The sequence below is a fragment of the Anaerorhabdus sp. genome, assembly GCF_036641015.1.
GTDB lineage: Bacteria > Bacillota_I > Bacilli_A > Erysipelotrichales > Erysipelotrichaceae > Anaerorhabdus.
Map to the genome: position 1 here is coordinate 21,238 of NZ_JAVWFO010000007.1, position 17,270 is coordinate 38,507.

General features: G+C 29.7%; 17 protein-coding genes. 3 read left to right on the forward strand and 14 right to left on the reverse strand.

Features of this window, described 5'->3' with window-relative positions; translation table 11 throughout:
* Positions 1 to 58: 58 nt before the first annotated feature.
* A complete protein-coding gene (locus tag RR430_RS02070; RefSeq protein ID WP_332487772.1) occupies positions 59 to 1,501 on the reverse strand; it encodes a nicotinate phosphoribosyltransferase in 1,443 nt (480 codons plus the stop codon).
* Position 1,502: 1 nt separating this feature from the next.
* Positions 1,503 to 2,078 (reverse strand): cysteine hydrolase family protein, encoded by a 576-nt coding sequence (locus tag RR430_RS02075; RefSeq protein WP_332487774.1) that lies wholly within the window; start codon positions 2,076 to 2,078, stop codon positions 1,503 to 1,505.
* A 107-nt stretch (positions 2,079 to 2,185) separates the two neighbouring features.
* Between RR430_RS02075 and yfmF the strand changes: the two genes are divergently transcribed.
* From yfmF to RR430_RS02090, 3 genes are all read left to right on the forward strand, one after another.
* Positions 2,186 to 3,448: an EF-P 5-aminopentanol modification-associated protein YfmF gene (gene yfmF / locus RR430_RS02080; protein WP_332508594.1), complete on the forward strand. Its 1,263-nt coding sequence runs from the start codon at positions 2,186 to 2,188 to the stop codon at positions 3,446 to 3,448.
* Positions 3,432 to 4,712 (forward strand): EF-P 5-aminopentanol modification-associated protein YfmH, encoded by a 1,281-nt coding sequence (gene yfmH / locus RR430_RS02085; protein ID WP_332487778.1) that lies wholly within the window; start codon positions 3,432 to 3,434, stop codon positions 4,710 to 4,712. The genes yfmF and yfmH overlap by 17 nt, the downstream gene beginning before the upstream one ends.
* A 119-nt stretch (positions 4,713 to 4,831) precedes the next feature.
* Positions 4,832 to 5,158 (forward strand): single-stranded DNA-binding protein, encoded by a 327-nt coding sequence (locus RR430_RS02090; protein ID WP_332487780.1) that lies wholly within the window; start codon positions 4,832 to 4,834, stop codon positions 5,156 to 5,158.
* Positions 5,159 to 5,208: 50 nt separating this feature from the next.
* Here RR430_RS02090 and RR430_RS02095 read toward each other — a convergent pair whose 3' ends face one another.
* The 12 genes from RR430_RS02095 to RR430_RS02150 all read right to left on the reverse strand — a co-directional run bounded on the left by RR430_RS02095 (position 5,209) and on the right by RR430_RS02150 (position 17,142).
* Positions 5,209 to 5,379, reverse strand: coding sequence for a hypothetical protein (locus RR430_RS02095; protein ID WP_332487781.1), 171 nt, complete (start codon positions 5,377 to 5,379; stop codon positions 5,209 to 5,211).
* A gap of 341 nt (positions 5,380 to 5,720) precedes the next feature.
* Complete coding sequence (locus RR430_RS02100) at positions 5,721 to 7,145, reverse strand: M56 family metallopeptidase (RefSeq protein WP_332487782.1); 1,425 nt, start codon at positions 7,143 to 7,145, stop codon at positions 5,721 to 5,723.
* Entirely contained in the window at positions 7,142 to 7,519 is a 378-nt protein-coding gene (locus tag RR430_RS02105; RefSeq protein WP_332487783.1) for a BlaI/MecI/CopY family transcriptional regulator, read from the reverse strand. Before RR430_RS02105 ends, RR430_RS02100 begins: the two co-directional genes overlap by 4 nt.
* A gap of 235 nt (positions 7,520 to 7,754) precedes the next feature.
* Complete coding sequence (locus tag RR430_RS02110) at positions 7,755 to 8,411, reverse strand: hypothetical protein (protein WP_332487785.1); 657 nt, start codon at positions 8,409 to 8,411, stop codon at positions 7,755 to 7,757.
* 4 nt (positions 8,412 to 8,415) lie between these two features.
* Positions 8,416 to 9,015: an ABC transporter ATP-binding protein gene (locus tag RR430_RS02115; RefSeq protein ID WP_332487787.1), complete on the reverse strand. Its 600-nt coding sequence runs from the start codon at positions 9,013 to 9,015 to the stop codon at positions 8,416 to 8,418.
* A gap of 690 nt (positions 9,016 to 9,705) precedes the next feature.
* Positions 9,706 to 10,269: a hypothetical protein gene (locus RR430_RS02120; RefSeq protein WP_332487791.1), complete on the reverse strand. Its 564-nt coding sequence runs from the start codon at positions 10,267 to 10,269 to the stop codon at positions 9,706 to 9,708.
* Entirely contained in the window at positions 10,269 to 11,066 is a 798-nt protein-coding gene (locus tag RR430_RS02125) for a hypothetical protein (RefSeq protein WP_332487794.1), read from the reverse strand. Before RR430_RS02125 ends, RR430_RS02120 begins: the two co-directional genes overlap by 1 nt.
* A gap of 34 nt (positions 11,067 to 11,100) precedes the next feature.
* Positions 11,101 to 11,490: a hypothetical protein gene (locus tag RR430_RS02130; RefSeq protein WP_332487796.1), complete on the reverse strand. Its 390-nt coding sequence runs from the start codon at positions 11,488 to 11,490 to the stop codon at positions 11,101 to 11,103.
* A gap of 734 nt (positions 11,491 to 12,224) precedes the next feature.
* Complete coding sequence (locus RR430_RS02135) at positions 12,225 to 13,184, reverse strand: ABC transporter permease (RefSeq protein ID WP_332487798.1); 960 nt, start codon at positions 13,182 to 13,184, stop codon at positions 12,225 to 12,227.
* A complete protein-coding gene (locus tag RR430_RS02140) occupies positions 13,181 to 14,293 on the reverse strand; it encodes an ABC transporter permease (RefSeq protein WP_332487799.1) in 1,113 nt (370 codons plus the stop codon). The genes RR430_RS02135 and RR430_RS02140 overlap by 4 nt, the downstream gene beginning before the upstream one ends.
* The gene (locus RR430_RS02145) at positions 14,286 to 15,821 is read right to left on the reverse strand and encodes an ABC transporter ATP-binding protein (RefSeq protein ID WP_332487800.1); all 1,536 of its coding nucleotides are present in this window, start codon (positions 15,819 to 15,821) and stop codon (positions 14,286 to 14,288) included. Before RR430_RS02145 ends, RR430_RS02140 begins: the two co-directional genes overlap by 8 nt.
* 229 nt (positions 15,822 to 16,050) lie before the next feature.
* Positions 16,051 to 17,142, reverse strand: a complete 1,092-nt coding sequence (locus RR430_RS02150; protein WP_332508595.1) for a BMP family lipoprotein — start codon at positions 17,140 to 17,142, stop codon at positions 16,051 to 16,053.
* Positions 17,143 to 17,270 lie beyond the last annotated feature (128 nt).

Sequence of the window (17,270 nt, forward strand, 5' to 3'; positions counted from 1 at the left end):
CAGTTTAAAAGGACCTTTTCCTGTTTACCACAGAATTCGGGTCCTTCCATTATTCATCTTAGATTTCAACCGTATTTTGTTTAATTAAATCATTCTTTAAATCAAATAATTTCTTAGAATAATCAACATAATAACGATGTGGAAAGCGTAAACGTTTCACTTCTTCCCATAAAGTATCCATTTGTTCAATACAATATTGTTTAACCCCTTCAGTATCAGGTGCATCATAAACGCATTCACCATTTACAAAGATAGGTACTTGAAGTTCAATATAGTGATAATTTGTAATACGCTTTTGTTTCCAAGGAGATGCTGGATCAAACAATAAATACTGATCCTTATCAATCACTTCATCTTTTAGTGCCAAGATATCAGCAATTGCTTGATTGGTATCATTATCATAGAAACGAATAACTTTCTTAAAACCTGGATTAGTCACTTTTTCAACATTTCCACTAATTTTAATCTTAGGTATAATTTCACCATCTTTTTCATTCGCAACAACTTTATATACCCCACCAATAACCGGAGTACTCTTTGCAGTAATTAAATTTTCACCTACTCCAAAAGAATCAATTTGAGCATTTTGAACAATTAAATCATCAATAATATATTCATCTAGTGAATTAGAAACAATAATCTTACAGTCTTCTAATCCTTCTGCATCTAGCATTTTACGTGCTTTCTTTGATAGATACGCTAAGTCACCAGAATCAATACGAATACCTTTTAAACGATATCCTTTAGGAATTAAATATTCTTTAGCTACTTTAATTGCATTAGGAATACCTGAATGTAATGTATCATAAGTATCAACTAGTAAAACACAATTAGTAGGAGTAACCTCAGCATAACTCATAAAAGCATCTAGTTCTGTATCATGTAATTGAATATAACTATGAGCGATTGTACCCGTAACTGGAACACTATATTTTTCTCCTGATGCAGTACAAGCAGTTGCTGTACAACCAGCAATATAAGCCGCTCTAGCTCCCTCAATTGCAGCATCTAGTCCATGTGCACGACGAGAGCCCATTTCAAGAACTCCTCTACCCTGAGCAGCACGCGTAATACGATATGCTTTGGTAGTAACTAACGTTGCATAGTTAATACAAAGTAATAAAATAGTTTCAAGTATTTGTGCTTGAATCAATGTACCTCTAATTGTAACTAATGGCTCATTAGCAAATACTGGTGTACCTTCCTTCACCGACCAAACATCCACATTTAGCTTCATATCTTTTAGATATGCTAAAAATTCTTCATCAAAGTAATTTGTTTTACGTAAATATTCTACACACTCATCATCAAACTTAAAATTCTTAACAAATTCCATAAAACGATGCAAGCCATTGAAGATAAGAAATCCCCCACCATCAGGTATCTTACGTATAAACATATCAAAATAAGCAATTTCTTGATGTTTGTTTTGTTTAAAGTAAGCATATGACATTGTGTATTCATAAAAATCTGTCATTAACATGTATTCTTTAATATTCATTTTATAGCTCCCTTAAAGATGATACTCTTCTTATTCCAGCACCCTGCATAATCGCTAATGCCATTTGCCCAAATTCTTTTTGATCATGTCCTGGTAAATTGAATGTCTCCACACAATCATCAATAACAGTTACAGTAACTGGTAAATCATTTTGATTAATATAACTTTGTAATGATAGACTAAATTGCAATACACAAATATCAGTACAACAACCTACACAAATATATTCATCACAATCAAGATTTTTAAATGTATCTAAAAACATGGGTTGCATGAATCCATTTGTAGAATTCTTTAGTAATGTAATCATCTCTTTTTCATATGGTTTTAATTGATGAATCATTTCTGATTCACTAGAATTTTCTAAGCAATGACTAGGAAATGCATTAAATTCATTTGCATTTGCTGGATGTGAATCTCTAAAATTAATAATTGGATATCCCTTTTTGATAAAGTCTTGTATTAAGGTTTCAATATTGTTTGATATCTTATCAATTGACTTATCACTTAATGACCCTTCAAAAACAAAGCCATTAATCATATCAATGACTACTAAACATGGTTTTTTACTTTTCATAATTTTATCCCTCGTTTGTCTTATTATAAACTTTTTAAACTAATAATTAAAGTCATAGGGATGCGAAATGATGACAAATAAGATATACTTACTCATGGAGGTATACCATGAAAACTATTGTTTTAGAAAAAAATATAAATTGTCATTTACATCAAACAACGAAATTTAATGATATTACTATTTCTTTTCGTTTCCGAAATAATCTATCAAATATCAAACGATCAGCAAGAGCCTTTTTAACACAAATATTGAGCGATACATGTCTTGATTTACCAACAAAGGATGCCGTTACTCGTTATTTAGATACATGTTATGGTACTAATTTCAAAGCATCTGGAGATGTTATTGGTAAATTAGATGTCATTGAGTTTAGAGTCTCAACATTGAATGGAAAACTTGTAGATGAAGATTTACTTGATAAGCAATTATATCTTCTATATCAATTCATTTATCGTCCTAGATTAGTAAATGGATTTTTTGATGAAACCTTGTTTAACGAAATGAAAGAACGCTTAATTCTTGTGATTAATTCATATCATGATCAACCTGGTAGTCATGCAAGTAATCAAGCAAAACGTCATTTCAATCAATCACAAGCTAGTAAAGCACTACCTACTATTGAAGAAATCCAAAATACAACTAATAAAGATGTTGTTGACGCGTATAATCAATTAATAAATGAGGATGCACTTGATATCTTTGTATTAGGTGATTTTGATGAAAGTGTTATATTAAACTATTTAACTACTATTTTTAATTTTAAAGCTAAGAATAGTTATACTGATGTATTGGATTTAAATACACGTGACACCACTAACGAAATCATAGAACATAAAGCGATATCGCAAACAAGAATGATTATCATGTTTACAACTAATCAAACAATGCTTGATTCTAGTTATCCAGCAATGTTATTAGCAAACGGTATCTTTGGAGCTTTTCCATCCTCATACTTATTTCAAGAGATAAGAGAAAAACGTAGTTTATGTTATTCCATCTCCTCACGTTTAGATAACTATGACGGATTAATTAGTGTATCTACTGCAATTGATGGTAATAATTATGAAACTGTTAAATCGCTTGTACTTGAACAATTAAAACGCATTCAAAATGGTGATTTAAGTGATGAATTATTTGAGACAACACGTAAGATGTACTTAAATGTATTACGTTCAAGTCAAGACTCACAAAAATCAATCCTAACCCTTGATTATCGTCGTATATTACTAAATGATACAGTTGAAATAAATAACGTTATAGAAGCTATTAAACATCTTACTAAAGAAGATTGTATTGAAGCATTCAAAAACGTTGAACCAAAATTATTTTATTGTTTAATGCAGGAGGCACAACATGAAGAAAATGAATAATCAATTAAATGAAGCTGTGTATACTGATATTTGTGACAATGGGTTAAAAATTGTTATATGGCATAAACCAGAATTCGCAACTACATCATGTTTATTTGCTACTCCCTATGGAAGCTTAGATTCAACACAAAAGACAATTGATGGTGATATTATTCAATTTCCAGAAGGCATTGCTCACTTTCTAGAACATAAATTATTCGAATCAGAAGAAGGTGATGTTATGAATGAATATGCTAGTATGGGTGCAAATGTTAACGCCTTTACTTCATACAATGAAACAGTATACTATTTTGATACAAGTGATGAAAATATTGAAAAGCCGCTAAACTTACTATTAGACTTCGTACAAAATCTAAATATTACAGAAGCTTCTGTTGAAAAAGAAAAAGGAATCATTGCGCAAGAATTGAATATGTATTTAGAAATGCCAGATAGTCGTTTAATATTTGAAACATTTAAATCAATGTATTCAAATCATCCGATTAAAAATGACATTGGTGGTACTGTTGATTCTGTTTATAAAATTACTAAAAATGATTTAGAAAAATGCTATTCCTTAAATTATCATCCTGCTAAGATGACACTTATCGCTGTTACTCCTAATGATCCTGAATATATTATTGAATTAATCAAGAAGAATCAAAACACTAAAACATTTCCTAAATATAAAGAAATAAACAGATATTTTGAAAATGAACCAACAAACGTCTATCAAGAATTTAAAACAATCAAAATGGATGTAAATAACCAAAAATCATGCATTGGTTTTAAATTCAATATTACTGATGATAATCCGGTAGAACGTGTTAAACGAGATTGGGCTTTTAGATTTATGTTTGAAAGTCATTTCACATCAATGAATCCTGAATATCAAACATGGTTAACAGAACATAAGATATCACCATACTTTGATTATGAAACAGATTTCTCCAAAGATTATTCATTAGCACTATTTTTTGATGAAGGTACTGATGATAAAGAATTTGAAAAGTTTGTACTTGAAGAATGTGAAAAAATTAAAGAGAAAGGTATTTCAAAAGAAGCTTTATTACAATTAAAAAACCGTTCACTTGGTGAAAGTTTTGCTGTATTCAATCAACCTGACAACATTACAGTCCAATACTTTAGAAACGAAATAACGGAAGTTAGTATGTTTGATACGATTGAGTTAATAAAAAATATAACAGTAGAAGATTGTAAAAACATTTGCAATGAACTTCAATTTAATAATTATTCTAAAACTATTATTAAATCTGATAATTAATTTATAAAAAACAAATTTTGCTTTTAGACATATTTGTACCTAACATTCAAGGTTACGATTATGTCTTTTTTATTTATTATTTTTCCTTTCGTATACTTATTTTAGAAAGAGAGGAAGTTATGTTAAATCAATGTGTCCTTGTAGGAAAAGTTAAAGAATTACCAGTAGTCAAGAAAACTCCCAATGGTACATCAACCGCAACTCTATTACTTGATGTAGAAAGGGGGTTCCGTAATTCCAATGGAGAATATGAATATGATACATTTAGTATTACTTTGTGGCGTGGTATAGCAGAAGACACAATTGCTTTTGCTTCAGTTGGTGCAATTATTGGTGTACGTGGTCGCTTACAAGCTAATGTTCACAATGCTAATAATGAAGTAACGTACTATAACGCAGAAATAATTGCTGAAAAAGTATCTTTCTTATCAAAAAATCAAAATTAAGTATTTAAAAGCCAATTCAAAATTTTTGAATTGGCTTAGTTTTTATTTTCTTAGAAGCTTCGTCGGGCAGAAAGAAGTGAACTCAAACTGTTGAAAGTTTGGTTTTCCATAGATTTTGTGTTTGAATTGTCATTTAGCAATTCAGCTAAACTTCCATATTCCTTAACATCATCTTCTACTTGAAACATCTCTAAATCTTCGTTGTTTTTAAACTCTTTCATCCTTTTTTCCTCCCTAAGAATGAACATAGTTTAACCCAAATGTAAATTTAATGCAAGTCATTTTGTAAATTTTTCATAAATAATGTAAAAAGAGTTAGTTTTTACACTAACTCTTCAAAATAAAAAACTTAAATAATAAAATGTTGTTGAGAAGTAGAGAATTTTATTTGCCGCGATTTTGCTAATCTTATTTTATATTTTATAAATTATTTTTCACTCATTCTCAATTTTTCGATTAAATTTTAAAAATTGAATACAGTCAGTTGGTTGATATCCTTTATCGCTTTGATCGTATAACTAATATAGTAACATTTCGACACAAATTTGATATTATTATTTTCCTATTTTGTATAGTTCTCAATATATCCTCGGATAGTGTTTGATGAATTAGATGTATTCTCGATATAAATTGAATAACTTGATCCATTAAATCCAGATAGATCTTGATTAATACGCCCATTAGATGCATATACTACTTTACATGAAATACTACCATCTTTACAGGCTAAAAATTTAAACGTTGCACTAGAACTAGATGTTAAATTCACAGAAAGATACTCAGAAGAAGATAACTTTATTGAATATAAATAGCTTTTTTCTGACTTATTTAGTGAAATATCTACAGAGTTATATCCTCTGGGCATAATTGTCAATTTATTCGTATTTAGATCTTTAATATACGGTTCTTCTTGCAAATCTTTAATATCTGAAATAATTATTTCTTTATCGACCACTTCAAAAGTCGCCTCTCGTACTTGGTTCATCATAATTCCTGCGCTTCTATTTAAGACGACAGTTCCCGCATAAACAGTTATTGGCATAACCAGAAAAAATGATAACATTAAAATGATAGACAAAATCTTCGTTTTTAAATTACCTTTAAAATTCATCATATAATTTATTCTCCTTATTAATTCATTATGATTTTTATTTACTAGATTCATGGTTGGATATTCATTTTTAATTTTAATTGAATAGCTTAATGCATTTTTAATAGCTACCATGTAATTCAACTTTACATTTTCATTAGAAGAGACTATTTTTTCATCACAAACTATCTCTGCAAATGAAGAATATAGGCTATATAATTTGTTGATAAATGGATTAAACCAAAACAGTGTCTTCAAGAATTCAATGACTTTTAAATAGATTAAATCGCGACTTTTAAAGTGAAATGCTTCATGTAATAAAAAATAATAAGTATCCTTTGAAGACTCTCCAAGAATTGGAGTTAAAATTATGTAATCCTTGCATTTAATTAAACAAGGTGAAGGCACATAAGGGCATAGATATACATTAATTTTCTTTTTGATACTTAGTCGTTTGGATATTTTTTCAAATTGCTTTGAAAGTTTTTTGTCTTGTTCCATATGTATTTTAAGAAAATGTAGCATTTCATTTTTTTCTCTTAATTTCTTAATTGCTATTATTACAAAACCTAGAAACCAAATAATGATAACAATTATGCTAACCCAATAAAAATCACGGCTAAATAACTGGTTAAGAGAAAAATTTGACATAATTAAAATACTATTTGTATCCTCCATTCCAGATACAATTAAATTTATTTGTCTATTTAGTGAAGTATAAGTAGCTAATAATAACATCCAAAAGGGAATCGCTGAAAATAGCACAGTATACTTAATGATAATAATTATGTATTTTGGATAAATCCAAAATTGTTTTTCTGCGAAAAAGTGAAGTATAATATAAATTATCGAGCAAATAATATTATAAAAAATCAAATTATAGAAAATGAAATTCATATTTTCTTCGAAAGAAGTTTAATCATTTTATCAACTTCATCCAACGAATTTTCATTCGCTTCTTTTCCTATTAGAGCAACAACTAATTCTTCAACAGATTTGCCCATGTTTTTGATTACTTCGCGATTTACAATAAATTTTTGGTATTCATCTTTATCAATAGCAATATATGTACAATATTTTCCCTTTGCAGTCGATTGAATTAATACTTCTTTCTTTACCATTCGGTTTATATAAACGGAAATCTTTGCTTCACTCATATTTTCATCAAAAGCAGTTCTTATTGCTCTGTGTAGATTAACGGAGTCAATTGGTTGCTTAAGTGACCACACAAGTTTTAGTATTTCCAGTTCAAAATTCGAACACTTTTCCAAAATATCCCTCTTTTCATATTCATAAATACAATAACATTATACCGTTCATTTGTTATTATTGAAAGAATATTTTATAGAACTCTATTATATTTATAACAGTATATTATACCGAGAGAAGTTAGTTAGAATATTGGTATTAATTCATGTGAATTACTGTAATATTGATTATATTTAGAAATCTAAATTAACTATTAATTTAAAATTTCAAAAAATATGATACTGAGAAAAACAAAATTTAGTAATCCACTAATTCCATAATCTCTTTTTTGATTTGTATATACAACTCTATTCTTTCGTTTTCAAAACTTATATATTCATAGTCACTAATATCATTAAAACGATATTCAATATTTTCTTGTAATAGTTTTATAGATTCAGGTTCATCACTAATAGCAAATTTTGATAATCCTTTATTGACATAAGCATACCCATTAATAAATTCTTTGTTTAAACTTTTCTGATCTCTATCAACATTATTCAAAAACACAATATATTCTTCTCCTATTTTCATTTGAATGTACCCAGATCCAGATGTATATCTATTTAAACCAGTAAAATAATTTGGCTCATAAATATATATTTGGTCTAAAGTATTTCCTTTGTAGCTATCTAAAACATTACATTCACGTATGTAACTATAGGCTCTTTGCTCTGCGAATTCAGTAGGTGTAACTCTCAATACAAATTCAGCATTACTTAATAAATCATCTAAGGAATTAACTTTAACAAAAAAATGTTCATAAATATCATCACCTGAAAATTCGACAATAGGATTAGATGACATGGCACTATCAAGGTTTACAATATCTACAAAGGAGTTCTTTGTGTTGATTGCTAATATAATAGAAAAACTTGTTGTTAATACAATTATTAGGTAACATATCTTTTTCATGTGATCAACTCAGTTTCCCATTAGATAAAACATATATTTCATCAACAATTGATTCTATATCTTCAATATTGTGCGTGACTAAAATTATTACTTTATTCTTCTGTTTTTCTAACAATAGTTGTCTCTTAAGCATCTCTATACCATCATCATCTAAACTATTTGTAGGCTCATCAAGTAGAATTATCGAAGGTTCTTCCATTAAGGCTTGAGCAATTGCCAATCTTTGTTTCATTCCTAGCGAATACTTGCGAACTTTTTTATTTTTCACGTCATCTAGTCCTACAATTTGTAAATATTTTTGTATATCAGATTTTGTTATTTTCTTTCTAAATGAGGATAGATATTCAAGTGTTTCAAAGCCCGTTCGATCTGGCCAAAAGATTGGACTTTCAATAATTACACCAAACTCATTAATATTTTCATCAAAAACTATTTCACCACTTGTAGGGGTCATTAGTGATGCAATAAGCTTCAGTAAGACGGTCTTCCCACAACCATTTTTTCCTCTAATGCAATAAATTATACCATTTTGAAACTTTATTGTTACATCATCAATTACTTGATTATTTTTAAATGCTTTACTTACATTTTTTAGCTCAATCATTCTTCTCCTCCTTCAATTTAAATATGCATACTTTTAACGCGATCGATAAGATCAAAGAGATAATTACAACAGACAAATCAATAACAGTAGGGATATTATAAATCGATATAGTGTAATTACTTGTTACGAAAATCAGTTTAGAAATGTCGATTAAGTCAAAATATACTAAATAGAAACAAGTACTCGTGAGAGATATAATAACTACATATTCAATCAAAGCACTAACTGATGTATTAAAGATTATTATTATAACTCTATAAATATTACCCAATACTAGAACTGAAAGATAGAGTTGTAAAAACAATGAGATAATTAATACAAAGTCAAATTCAATTTTACCCGATATTAAAAATATGAGGATTAATTCAATTAGAAAATAAATAAAGGTATATTCTAGAGACTTTATTAATACTATTTTGTTAATATATCGCTTTAGTTTCTTATTACCACCTATCCTAGAAGAAATTATCCATTTATTTTCTTCAATATTGTTAATATCTAGCATTACAAATAACATAATCACAAGTAATGGCATGCAATACTTAAGAGTATGAAATATATCAAGTAAATATGAGCCATTCATATAATAGTTTGAGATAATAAATAACTCATTGAAACTCAAATTGAGGTTTATTGGGAATTTTATCAAAACCGTAAAAACTGCAAGATATATAAAATGTATTTTGATTTTCATAGAATTTCTTCTTTTCCAATATATATCTTAATTAATATAACCAGACCTAAAATATATACAGCTAAATAAATAATCATACATAATAAATTACTCCAAATTTGTGGGTAAAATAACACTTTAAATATTTCGATATTAACAATAGGTAGATTACCTAATCCCAAGATGACCATTAAGAATACTAACGGGAGTAATAGATTTAATTTATTTATAAAAAGTATTAAGAATATCATGCTGAACATTGATGCTGTTATTAGTGTTACAAACACATAATATATAGGAACTTCAAGTTGAAATGTTTTATAAACTATAAAAAATGTAGTTATTATGGAAAACATTAAGATTCTAGTTAATTCTTGGATTATGATGTATTTTTTAAAGATAATTATTTTATTAAATCTTGTAATAATCATAGTATTATAAATCGTTTTAACACGATTATATATAAATAATAAAATTATTGGATAAATTATTAAATAAGCCATAGTTAATGAAAACATTTTCACATAACATAAAATCACCACAAGTAAAATATAATCATATATTTCTTTGAATATATTCATTATCTACCTCTTTTTATTCCTATAATCAAAATCAATATTGATATCAAAAAGAAGATAAAAAGTAATATAACTATATAAATAAACCCTGCGTTTGTAAGGTTTGGATCCATGTAATTAAACAAAGAATATTCACTTTTATTTATTGTACTTAGAAACATATCGAATCCAATATAAGTGAAAAATACAATAGCATTAATTACATATTTATTTACATCAAGTAATACGGACAATGTATAATTTAAAATAGCAATTACTCCTAAAATAATACTGATAATGAAGATTGATAATGCTAGAAATAACATTGGATTATATGTTTTAAACGTTTCTAATATGTTAGGAGAATTGTTTTGTAATATATATGCTGGATTTGCGTACATATTATCCAAAGCCATATGCGTTGGAAATGCGATGGAACTTATTGCAAAATTAATAAATAGTGGAATAAATATTAATATAAAGGTACATATGAATATCGAAAACAAATTATTAATGTGGTACTGAATTTCATTTTTCTTTGTATACAACATAGGTAAAGTATTTGCTTCTTTATCATCAGAATAAGAATTTCCGCAAGCTAAGCAAACTAGTAAAGGAGCGATTATTCCAAATGTAATCATAAATACTCTAGTATCCAATGATAAAATAAATGAATTTTCAAACGCTGTTCTAACAAAAAAGATACTATTACCAGTTTCTTGAATTAAAATACTGTTTATTGAAAACAATGCAAATGTATAAAGTAATGTGAAAACAAAGATATAACGTTTTGAGAAAATAATATTTTTAAATAAACTCATGTGTTAAAAAGAGATAGAGAGAGTAGCCCTCTCTCTATCTGAAGTCTACCTCACCACTAACTCGAGCTTCACCGTCTTTGTAATTTTCCATACCCATTTGCACTTTTGCGTCTTTACTTACATTTCTATTGAATTCGATTTTAGAAGTTGTTCCCACTTTTTGATTGTAAAATCCAGAAACTCTTTCACCTGATCCTGATTCACCGGAAACTGCCCAAAAAGTTGCTTCGGTTGTCCCTGTATATGATTTTACTCTGTTACTTATGTACTGGTCTCCAGTCGCTTTTAGGTGGACGTTAGTAAAATGATTTCCATGATTAGTGTATAACAAATAGTTAGTATAAGCTTGGTAACCTGCGAAAACAATCTTAGTCGAAGATAAGCATGTTAACGCGATAATTGATGCAATAATTAGTTTTTTCATGTTTTTCTTGTATGATGATTACATTCATAAGTAAATGTAATATCATAACTCCCTTCTTTTTTAGTTTGAATTTAAATTATTGAATTTAGTCCATTGGTCTTTTCTCCTTGGTACTTTTATCGTACAACTATATTAATAACAAATCAACATAATTTTGTTATTTTAAATAACTTTTTATATTGCCACATAGTGTGTCTGTAGACGATTTATTTTCTTATCAACTTATGTAATAATTTCATTCATCAACTCGAAATTATTTTATCGAGAATAAATTAGTTGATTCATAATTTATTCAAAGATTTTAATCATTTACTATCTATTCTTGAAAAATATTTAAGGTTTTAGGACACATTAAAAGTATGTGAGTAAAATGAGAATATTGAAATTAGATTTAAAACAAACTACCCTTAACAATTTAATGATTTGCTACTTGAGTAATTCTTATCAAGGACTTAATCTAGTATTCTGTTTGAATCAGCTTCCACTTGTATTTCATTGATACTCAACTTCATCATCTAACAGTGATGAAAATCAAATCATTGTAAAATGGGCAACTAGTTTATCTTACAGTAATGACACTAACGGATGTTTTGTCGGATCACTCTTTCCATAAGAAAAGATCACTCCTTTCATAGTCAATGTTTTAATTACTTTACATTGACTACTGTTGAGTGATCATATCATTTGATTTTACAATTTCATTTTACTTTGAACCTATAAAAGTTTAGAGGATCTTATCGTTTACCTGAATCGTATATTTCCCCAGCAGCCTTAGGACCTACAGCTTTACCACTAAATACAATTAGGGCAACAATTGTAAATACATAAGGAATACATGAGAAGAACTCAGATGGTAATTGATTTAGAACTGGAATCATACTTGCATATACACCTAATGCAGATGAAAAACCAAAGAAGATGGCAGCGCCTAATACTCCAAATGGATTCCATTTACCGAAGATTAATGCGGCAATAGATATGAACCCTACCCCATGGATTGATGCGATAGTATATTGAACTCCAGAAGTTAGCACCATAACTGCACCAGCTAAGCCACCTAAACATCCAGAAATAATAACACCTGCATAACGCATTTTATATACGTTAATACCCATAGAAGCACTTGCTTGTGGATTTTCACCACATGAACGTAGTCTTAAACCAAATGGTGTTTTAAATACTACGAAGTAAACAATGAATACCAATAATACAGCAATAAAGATTGTTGGATAAATATTTTTAAAGAACATATCTCCTATTACTGGAATATCAGATAGTATTGGAACTTCTTTAACTTTTGAAATACCCTTAGCAAATGATTGAGTTCTTTGTTGTCCAAAGATAATTTGACATAGGTAAATAGTAATACCACCCGCAAGTAAGTTTAATGCAGTACCAGCAATAGTATGATCTGCTTTAAAGTTAATTGTAGAAACAGCTAATAATAATGAATATAAAGCCCCTGCGATTACACCAGCGATTAAGCCAATCCAACCAGAGTATTGTCCAAATGCTGGATTTGCTTCTAGTAACACACAAACAGTTGCACCAGCAAAACCACCAACCATCATAATACCTTCTAAAGCGATGTTGACAATACCAGAACGTTCAGAGAATAATCCACCTAGCGCACAAATGATAATTGGTGCAGCAATCATAAGTACTGATGGGAACATCGAAATAATTAAACTCATTTCGTATTACCTCCTTGCGCTTGTAACGCATCTTTTTTCTTCTTTCTACCTCCAGTAAATTTAAGGATATAGATTTGAATTGCATATTGTAAAGCAACGAAGAAAACGATTGAACTTGAAATAATTTCACCAATTTCTTTTGGAACACCAAATGTTTGAAGCAATGGCTGAGTAACTTTAAGTAAACCAAACAGCATACCAGCAAGCGTTACACCAATAGCTGTACAGCCTCCAACTAATGCTACTGCGATACCATCAAATCCATAGTTATCCATTGCAACCATTACACGTCCATAACCGAAAGTACCTTGTACTACGATTGCACCTGCAATACCTGCAAGGAAACCAGAAATCATTATTGATAAAATAATACTTTTATTTACTTTGATACCAGCATAACGAGCACCTTCTTTATTAAATCCAGTAGCACGTAATGAGAAACCAAATGAAGTCTTTTCAATAATAAACCAGAATAAGATTACTGCAATAATTACAATAATAAATCCCCAGTGGAAACGGCTATTATTTGTAAGTTGTTTAAATAACTCACTACCCAACATTGCATTTGTTGGAATGTTTGCAGTTCTTTGAGCTGTTGATTCAGGTAGAGCACGCAAGAAATAGTTTGCTCCATATAATGCAGTGTAATTTAACATAATTCCAGTAACTACTTCAGAGATGTTGAATTTGGATTTTAATAGACCAGGTATAAATGCCCACAATGCTCCAGCAATACCACCTATTAAGATACAAACAACAGCAGCAATACCATTAGGCATAGGAACTAAGATTGCAACCATACAACTCAATAGACTTCCCATAATAACTTGGCCTTCACATCCGATATTGAACATACCAGTACGATAAGCGAAGCTTACAGATAATCCAGTAAGAATAATTGGCATTGTACTTACTAAAAATTCACCAGGATAACGTAAGTTAACAGCAGATCCTGCTTTTAACATATCATACCCAGTTAGTCCTTTTACTAAGCCCGCAAATAATGTAGCGATATTTTTACCCGAAATAAGTAAGATAATCATACCTACAACGATACCTAACGCAACGGCAATTAAAGGGATTAAGATTTTTTCTTTTTTACTACTCATGATCACTTACCCCCTCAATCTTTGAACCAGCCATCATTAGACCAAGTTGTTTTTCATCAGTATCTTTGGCATTAACGATACCAGTAATACCACCGTTATACATTACTGCAATACGATCACTTAGTCCTAAGATTTCATCTAATTCAAATGATACAAGTAGTACTGCTTTACCAGCATTTCTTTCTTGTACAATACGATTATGAATATATTCAATTGCACCAACATCTAATCCACGAGTTGGTTGAACAACAATTAATAAATCTGGACTACGGTCAATTTCTCGAGCAATAATTGCTTTTTGTTGGTTTCCACCTGACATTGATCGCGTTATAGTTTCTTTTCCTTGTCCGCTACGTACGTCAAATTCATCAATTAATTTATCAGCATATTGATCAATCTTACTAAAATTCAGAATACCATTATGACTAAATTGTTCAGAATTAAATCCATGAATTACAAAGTTTTCTTTTAATTTGAAATCTAAAATTAATCCATGTTTATGTCTATCTTCTGGTACATGTCCTATACCCGCATCAAGACGGTTTTTAATATTGTAATTTGTAATATCTACTTTGTTTAATAGTAACTTTCCTGAAGTAATTGGGCATAATCCAGTAATAGCTTCAACTAATTCTGATTGTCCATTACCATCTATTCCAGCAATACCAACAATTTCACCAGCTTTAACTGATAAAGAAAAGTTTTCAACAGCTCTGGTACCACGAGAATTCTTAACGTTAAGTTCTTGGATTTCTAATACTTTATTACCCACTTCAATTTCAGGTTTGTGAATTCTAAAATCTACTTCACGCCCTACCATTAACTCCGCCATTTCTTTCTCTGATGTATTACATACATCAACTTCAGCAATAAACTTACCTCTTCTTAATACAGTACATTTATCAGCAACAGCTTTAATTTCTTTTAATTTATGTGTAATTAAAATAATAGTTTTACCTTCAGCCGCCAAACTCTTCATGATAGAAATTAATTCTTCAATTTCTTGTGGTGTTAATACAGCAGTTGGTTCATCAAAGATTAATATATCAGCATCACGATATAGCATCTTTAAGATTTCAACACGTTGTTGCATACCAACAGTAATATCTTCAATTTTAGATGATGGATTTATATCGAATCCATATTTCTTAGAAAGTTCATCAATTTTTCTAGATGTAGTTTTTGTATCTACAGTTCCTAGTTTAGTTTTTGGTTCACTTCCTAAAATAATGTTTTCTGTAACAGTAAAGTTATGAACAAGTTTAAAGTGTTGATGCACCATCCCAATACCTAAAGCATTGGCAACATTGGGATCATTAATTTTTACTTCTTTACCATTGACTTTGATGATACCTTCAGTTGGTTCATACAAACCAAACAAAATAGACATCAGTGTAGATTTACCTGCACCATTTTCTCCAAGCAATGCATGTATCGTACCTCGTTCAACACATAGAGTAACATTATCGTTAGCACGAATGCCTGGGAAGTCTTTGGTTATGTTAAGCATTTCTATAGCATAATCCATTTGATACCCCTTACTAGTAGGCAATGAGCCTACAAATCTATGATAATTATATCATCAATTCACATAAACATTAAACCCTAAATTGCAATAATTGCAATTTCAATCTAATTTTTTTTCTTATTCATTACCCTTTAAACATGCAGTAATATTCTATATCTTAGAAACTTTTCAGCAACATGAAATATAAAAAAAGAGTACCCTTACGAGTACTCCTAATTACAAATTTAAACTATTTGTTGTTTGCTCCGTTTGCGATAGTAGCAACTGCGCTAACTTCGATTTCTCCTGCTTTAATTTTAGTAGCATAGTCTTCGATCATAGCAATTGTTTCATCACTTAAGTTACGTCCTGAAGTTAATTCAGCACCAACTCCGTCGTTTTCAAGATTAAATACAACAGTTCCGCCTTTGAAGTTTCCATCAAGAATTGCTTGAGCAGCAGTCTTAGTAGAAATATCAACACGTTTGATCATAGATGTTAAGATAATGTTCTTTCCATCAACTTCTCCATCAGCAAATTGGTCTTTATCAACACCGATAGCCCAAACGTCTCCACGTTCTTTAGCTTCTTTGATAACACCATTACCAGCAGCACCAGCAGCTTGGTAAATTACTGTAGCACCAGCGTCATATTGTTTAACAGCTAATGCTTGACCTTTTGAATCATCACTGAATGAATCAGCATAGTCAACATAAATTGTAGCATCTGGGTTAGCAGCTAATACACCTTGTTCGTAACCAGCTTGGAATGCTCCAATTAGGTCACCTTCCATACCACCAACGAATCCAACTGTGTTAGAACCATTAGCTTTTGCTTCAAGACCTGCAGCAACACCAACTAGGTATGAACCTTGTTCAGCATTGTAAACAGCACTCATTACATTTTCTCCAGCAGAAACTGAATCGATGAATAAGAAGTTTTTGTCAGGATAGTTAGCAGAAACTGTATCGATAGCTTCTTGGAATAAATATCCTACAGCGATAACTAAATCCATACCTTCATCAGCAAATGTTGATAAGTTAGGGATGTAGTCAGCGTCAGATGTAGATTGTAAGTAATCAATACAAACACCTTTTTCAGTTGAGAAACCATTTTCTTCAGCGTAAGCTACTAAACCTTCCCAAGCTGATTGATTGAATGATTTGTCATCAACTCCGCCTGTATCAGTAACTAGACCAATTTTAACTGGACATTCAGTTACAGTTGTTTGTTCACCTTCTGTTTCTGGTGTTGCTGTTGGTTCAGCAGGTTTTGCAGAACATCCAGCGATCATAGCACCAGCTAGAAGAAGAACTAAAGCACTTTTAAATACTTTTTTCATTTCTTTTCCTCCGTTTTAGGCGATTGCCTATAAAAATATTACCTTTATTACTATTAATTGTCAAATATACATAATATAAAATTCTGAAAAGAATTACTAGTTTTTTCATGTAAATTTTCAATGTGATT

Bases quoted from the DNA above. Each gene is read 5' to 3' on its own strand.
- RR430_RS02070 (WP_332487772.1), bottom strand. From the start codon at position 1,501: ATGAATATTAAAGAATACATGTTAATGACAGATTTTTATGAATACACA.
- RR430_RS02075 (WP_332487774.1), bottom strand. From the start codon at position 2,078: ATGAAAAGTAAAAAACCATGTTTAGTAGTCATTGATATGATTAATGGC.
- yfmF (WP_332508594.1), top strand. From the start codon at position 2,186: ATGAAAACTATTGTTTTAGAAAAAAATATAAATTGTCATTTACATCAA.
- yfmH (WP_332487778.1), top strand. From the start codon at position 3,432: ATGAAGAAAATGAATAATCAATTAAATGAAGCTGTGTATACTGATATT.
- RR430_RS02090 (WP_332487780.1), top strand. From the start codon at position 4,832: ATGTTAAATCAATGTGTCCTTGTAGGAAAAGTTAAAGAATTACCAGTA.
- RR430_RS02095 (WP_332487781.1), bottom strand. From the start codon at position 5,379: ATGAAAGAGTTTAAAAACAACGAAGATTTAGAGATGTTTCAAGTAGAA.
- RR430_RS02100 (WP_332487782.1), bottom strand. From the start codon at position 7,145: ATGAATTTCATTTTCTATAATTTGATTTTTTATAATATTATTTGCTCG.
- RR430_RS02110 (WP_332487785.1), bottom strand. From the start codon at position 8,411: ATGAAAAAGATATGTTACCTAATAATTGTATTAACAACAAGTTTTTCT.
- RR430_RS02115 (WP_332487787.1), bottom strand. From the start codon at position 9,015: ATGATTGAGCTAAAAAATGTAAGTAAAGCATTTAAAAATAATCAAGTA.
- RR430_RS02120 (WP_332487791.1), bottom strand. From the start codon at position 10,269: ATGAATATATTCAAAGAAATATATGATTATATTTTACTTGTGGTGATT.
- RR430_RS02125 (WP_332487794.1), bottom strand. From the start codon at position 11,066: ATGAGTTTATTTAAAAATATTATTTTCTCAAAACGTTATATCTTTGTT.
- RR430_RS02130 (WP_332487796.1), bottom strand. From the start codon at position 11,490: ATGAAAAAACTAATTATTGCATCAATTATCGCGTTAACATGCTTATCT.
- RR430_RS02135 (WP_332487798.1), bottom strand. From the start codon at position 13,184: ATGAGTTTAATTATTTCGATGTTCCCATCAGTACTTATGATTGCTGCA.
- RR430_RS02140 (WP_332487799.1), bottom strand. From the start codon at position 14,293: ATGAGTAGTAAAAAAGAAAAAATCTTAATCCCTTTAATTGCCGTTGCG.
- RR430_RS02145 (WP_332487800.1), bottom strand. From the start codon at position 15,821: ATGGATTATGCTATAGAAATGCTTAACATAACCAAAGACTTCCCAGGC.
- RR430_RS02150 (WP_332508595.1), bottom strand. From the start codon at position 17,142: ATGAAAAAAGTATTTAAAAGTGCTTTAGTTCTTCTTCTAGCTGGTGCT.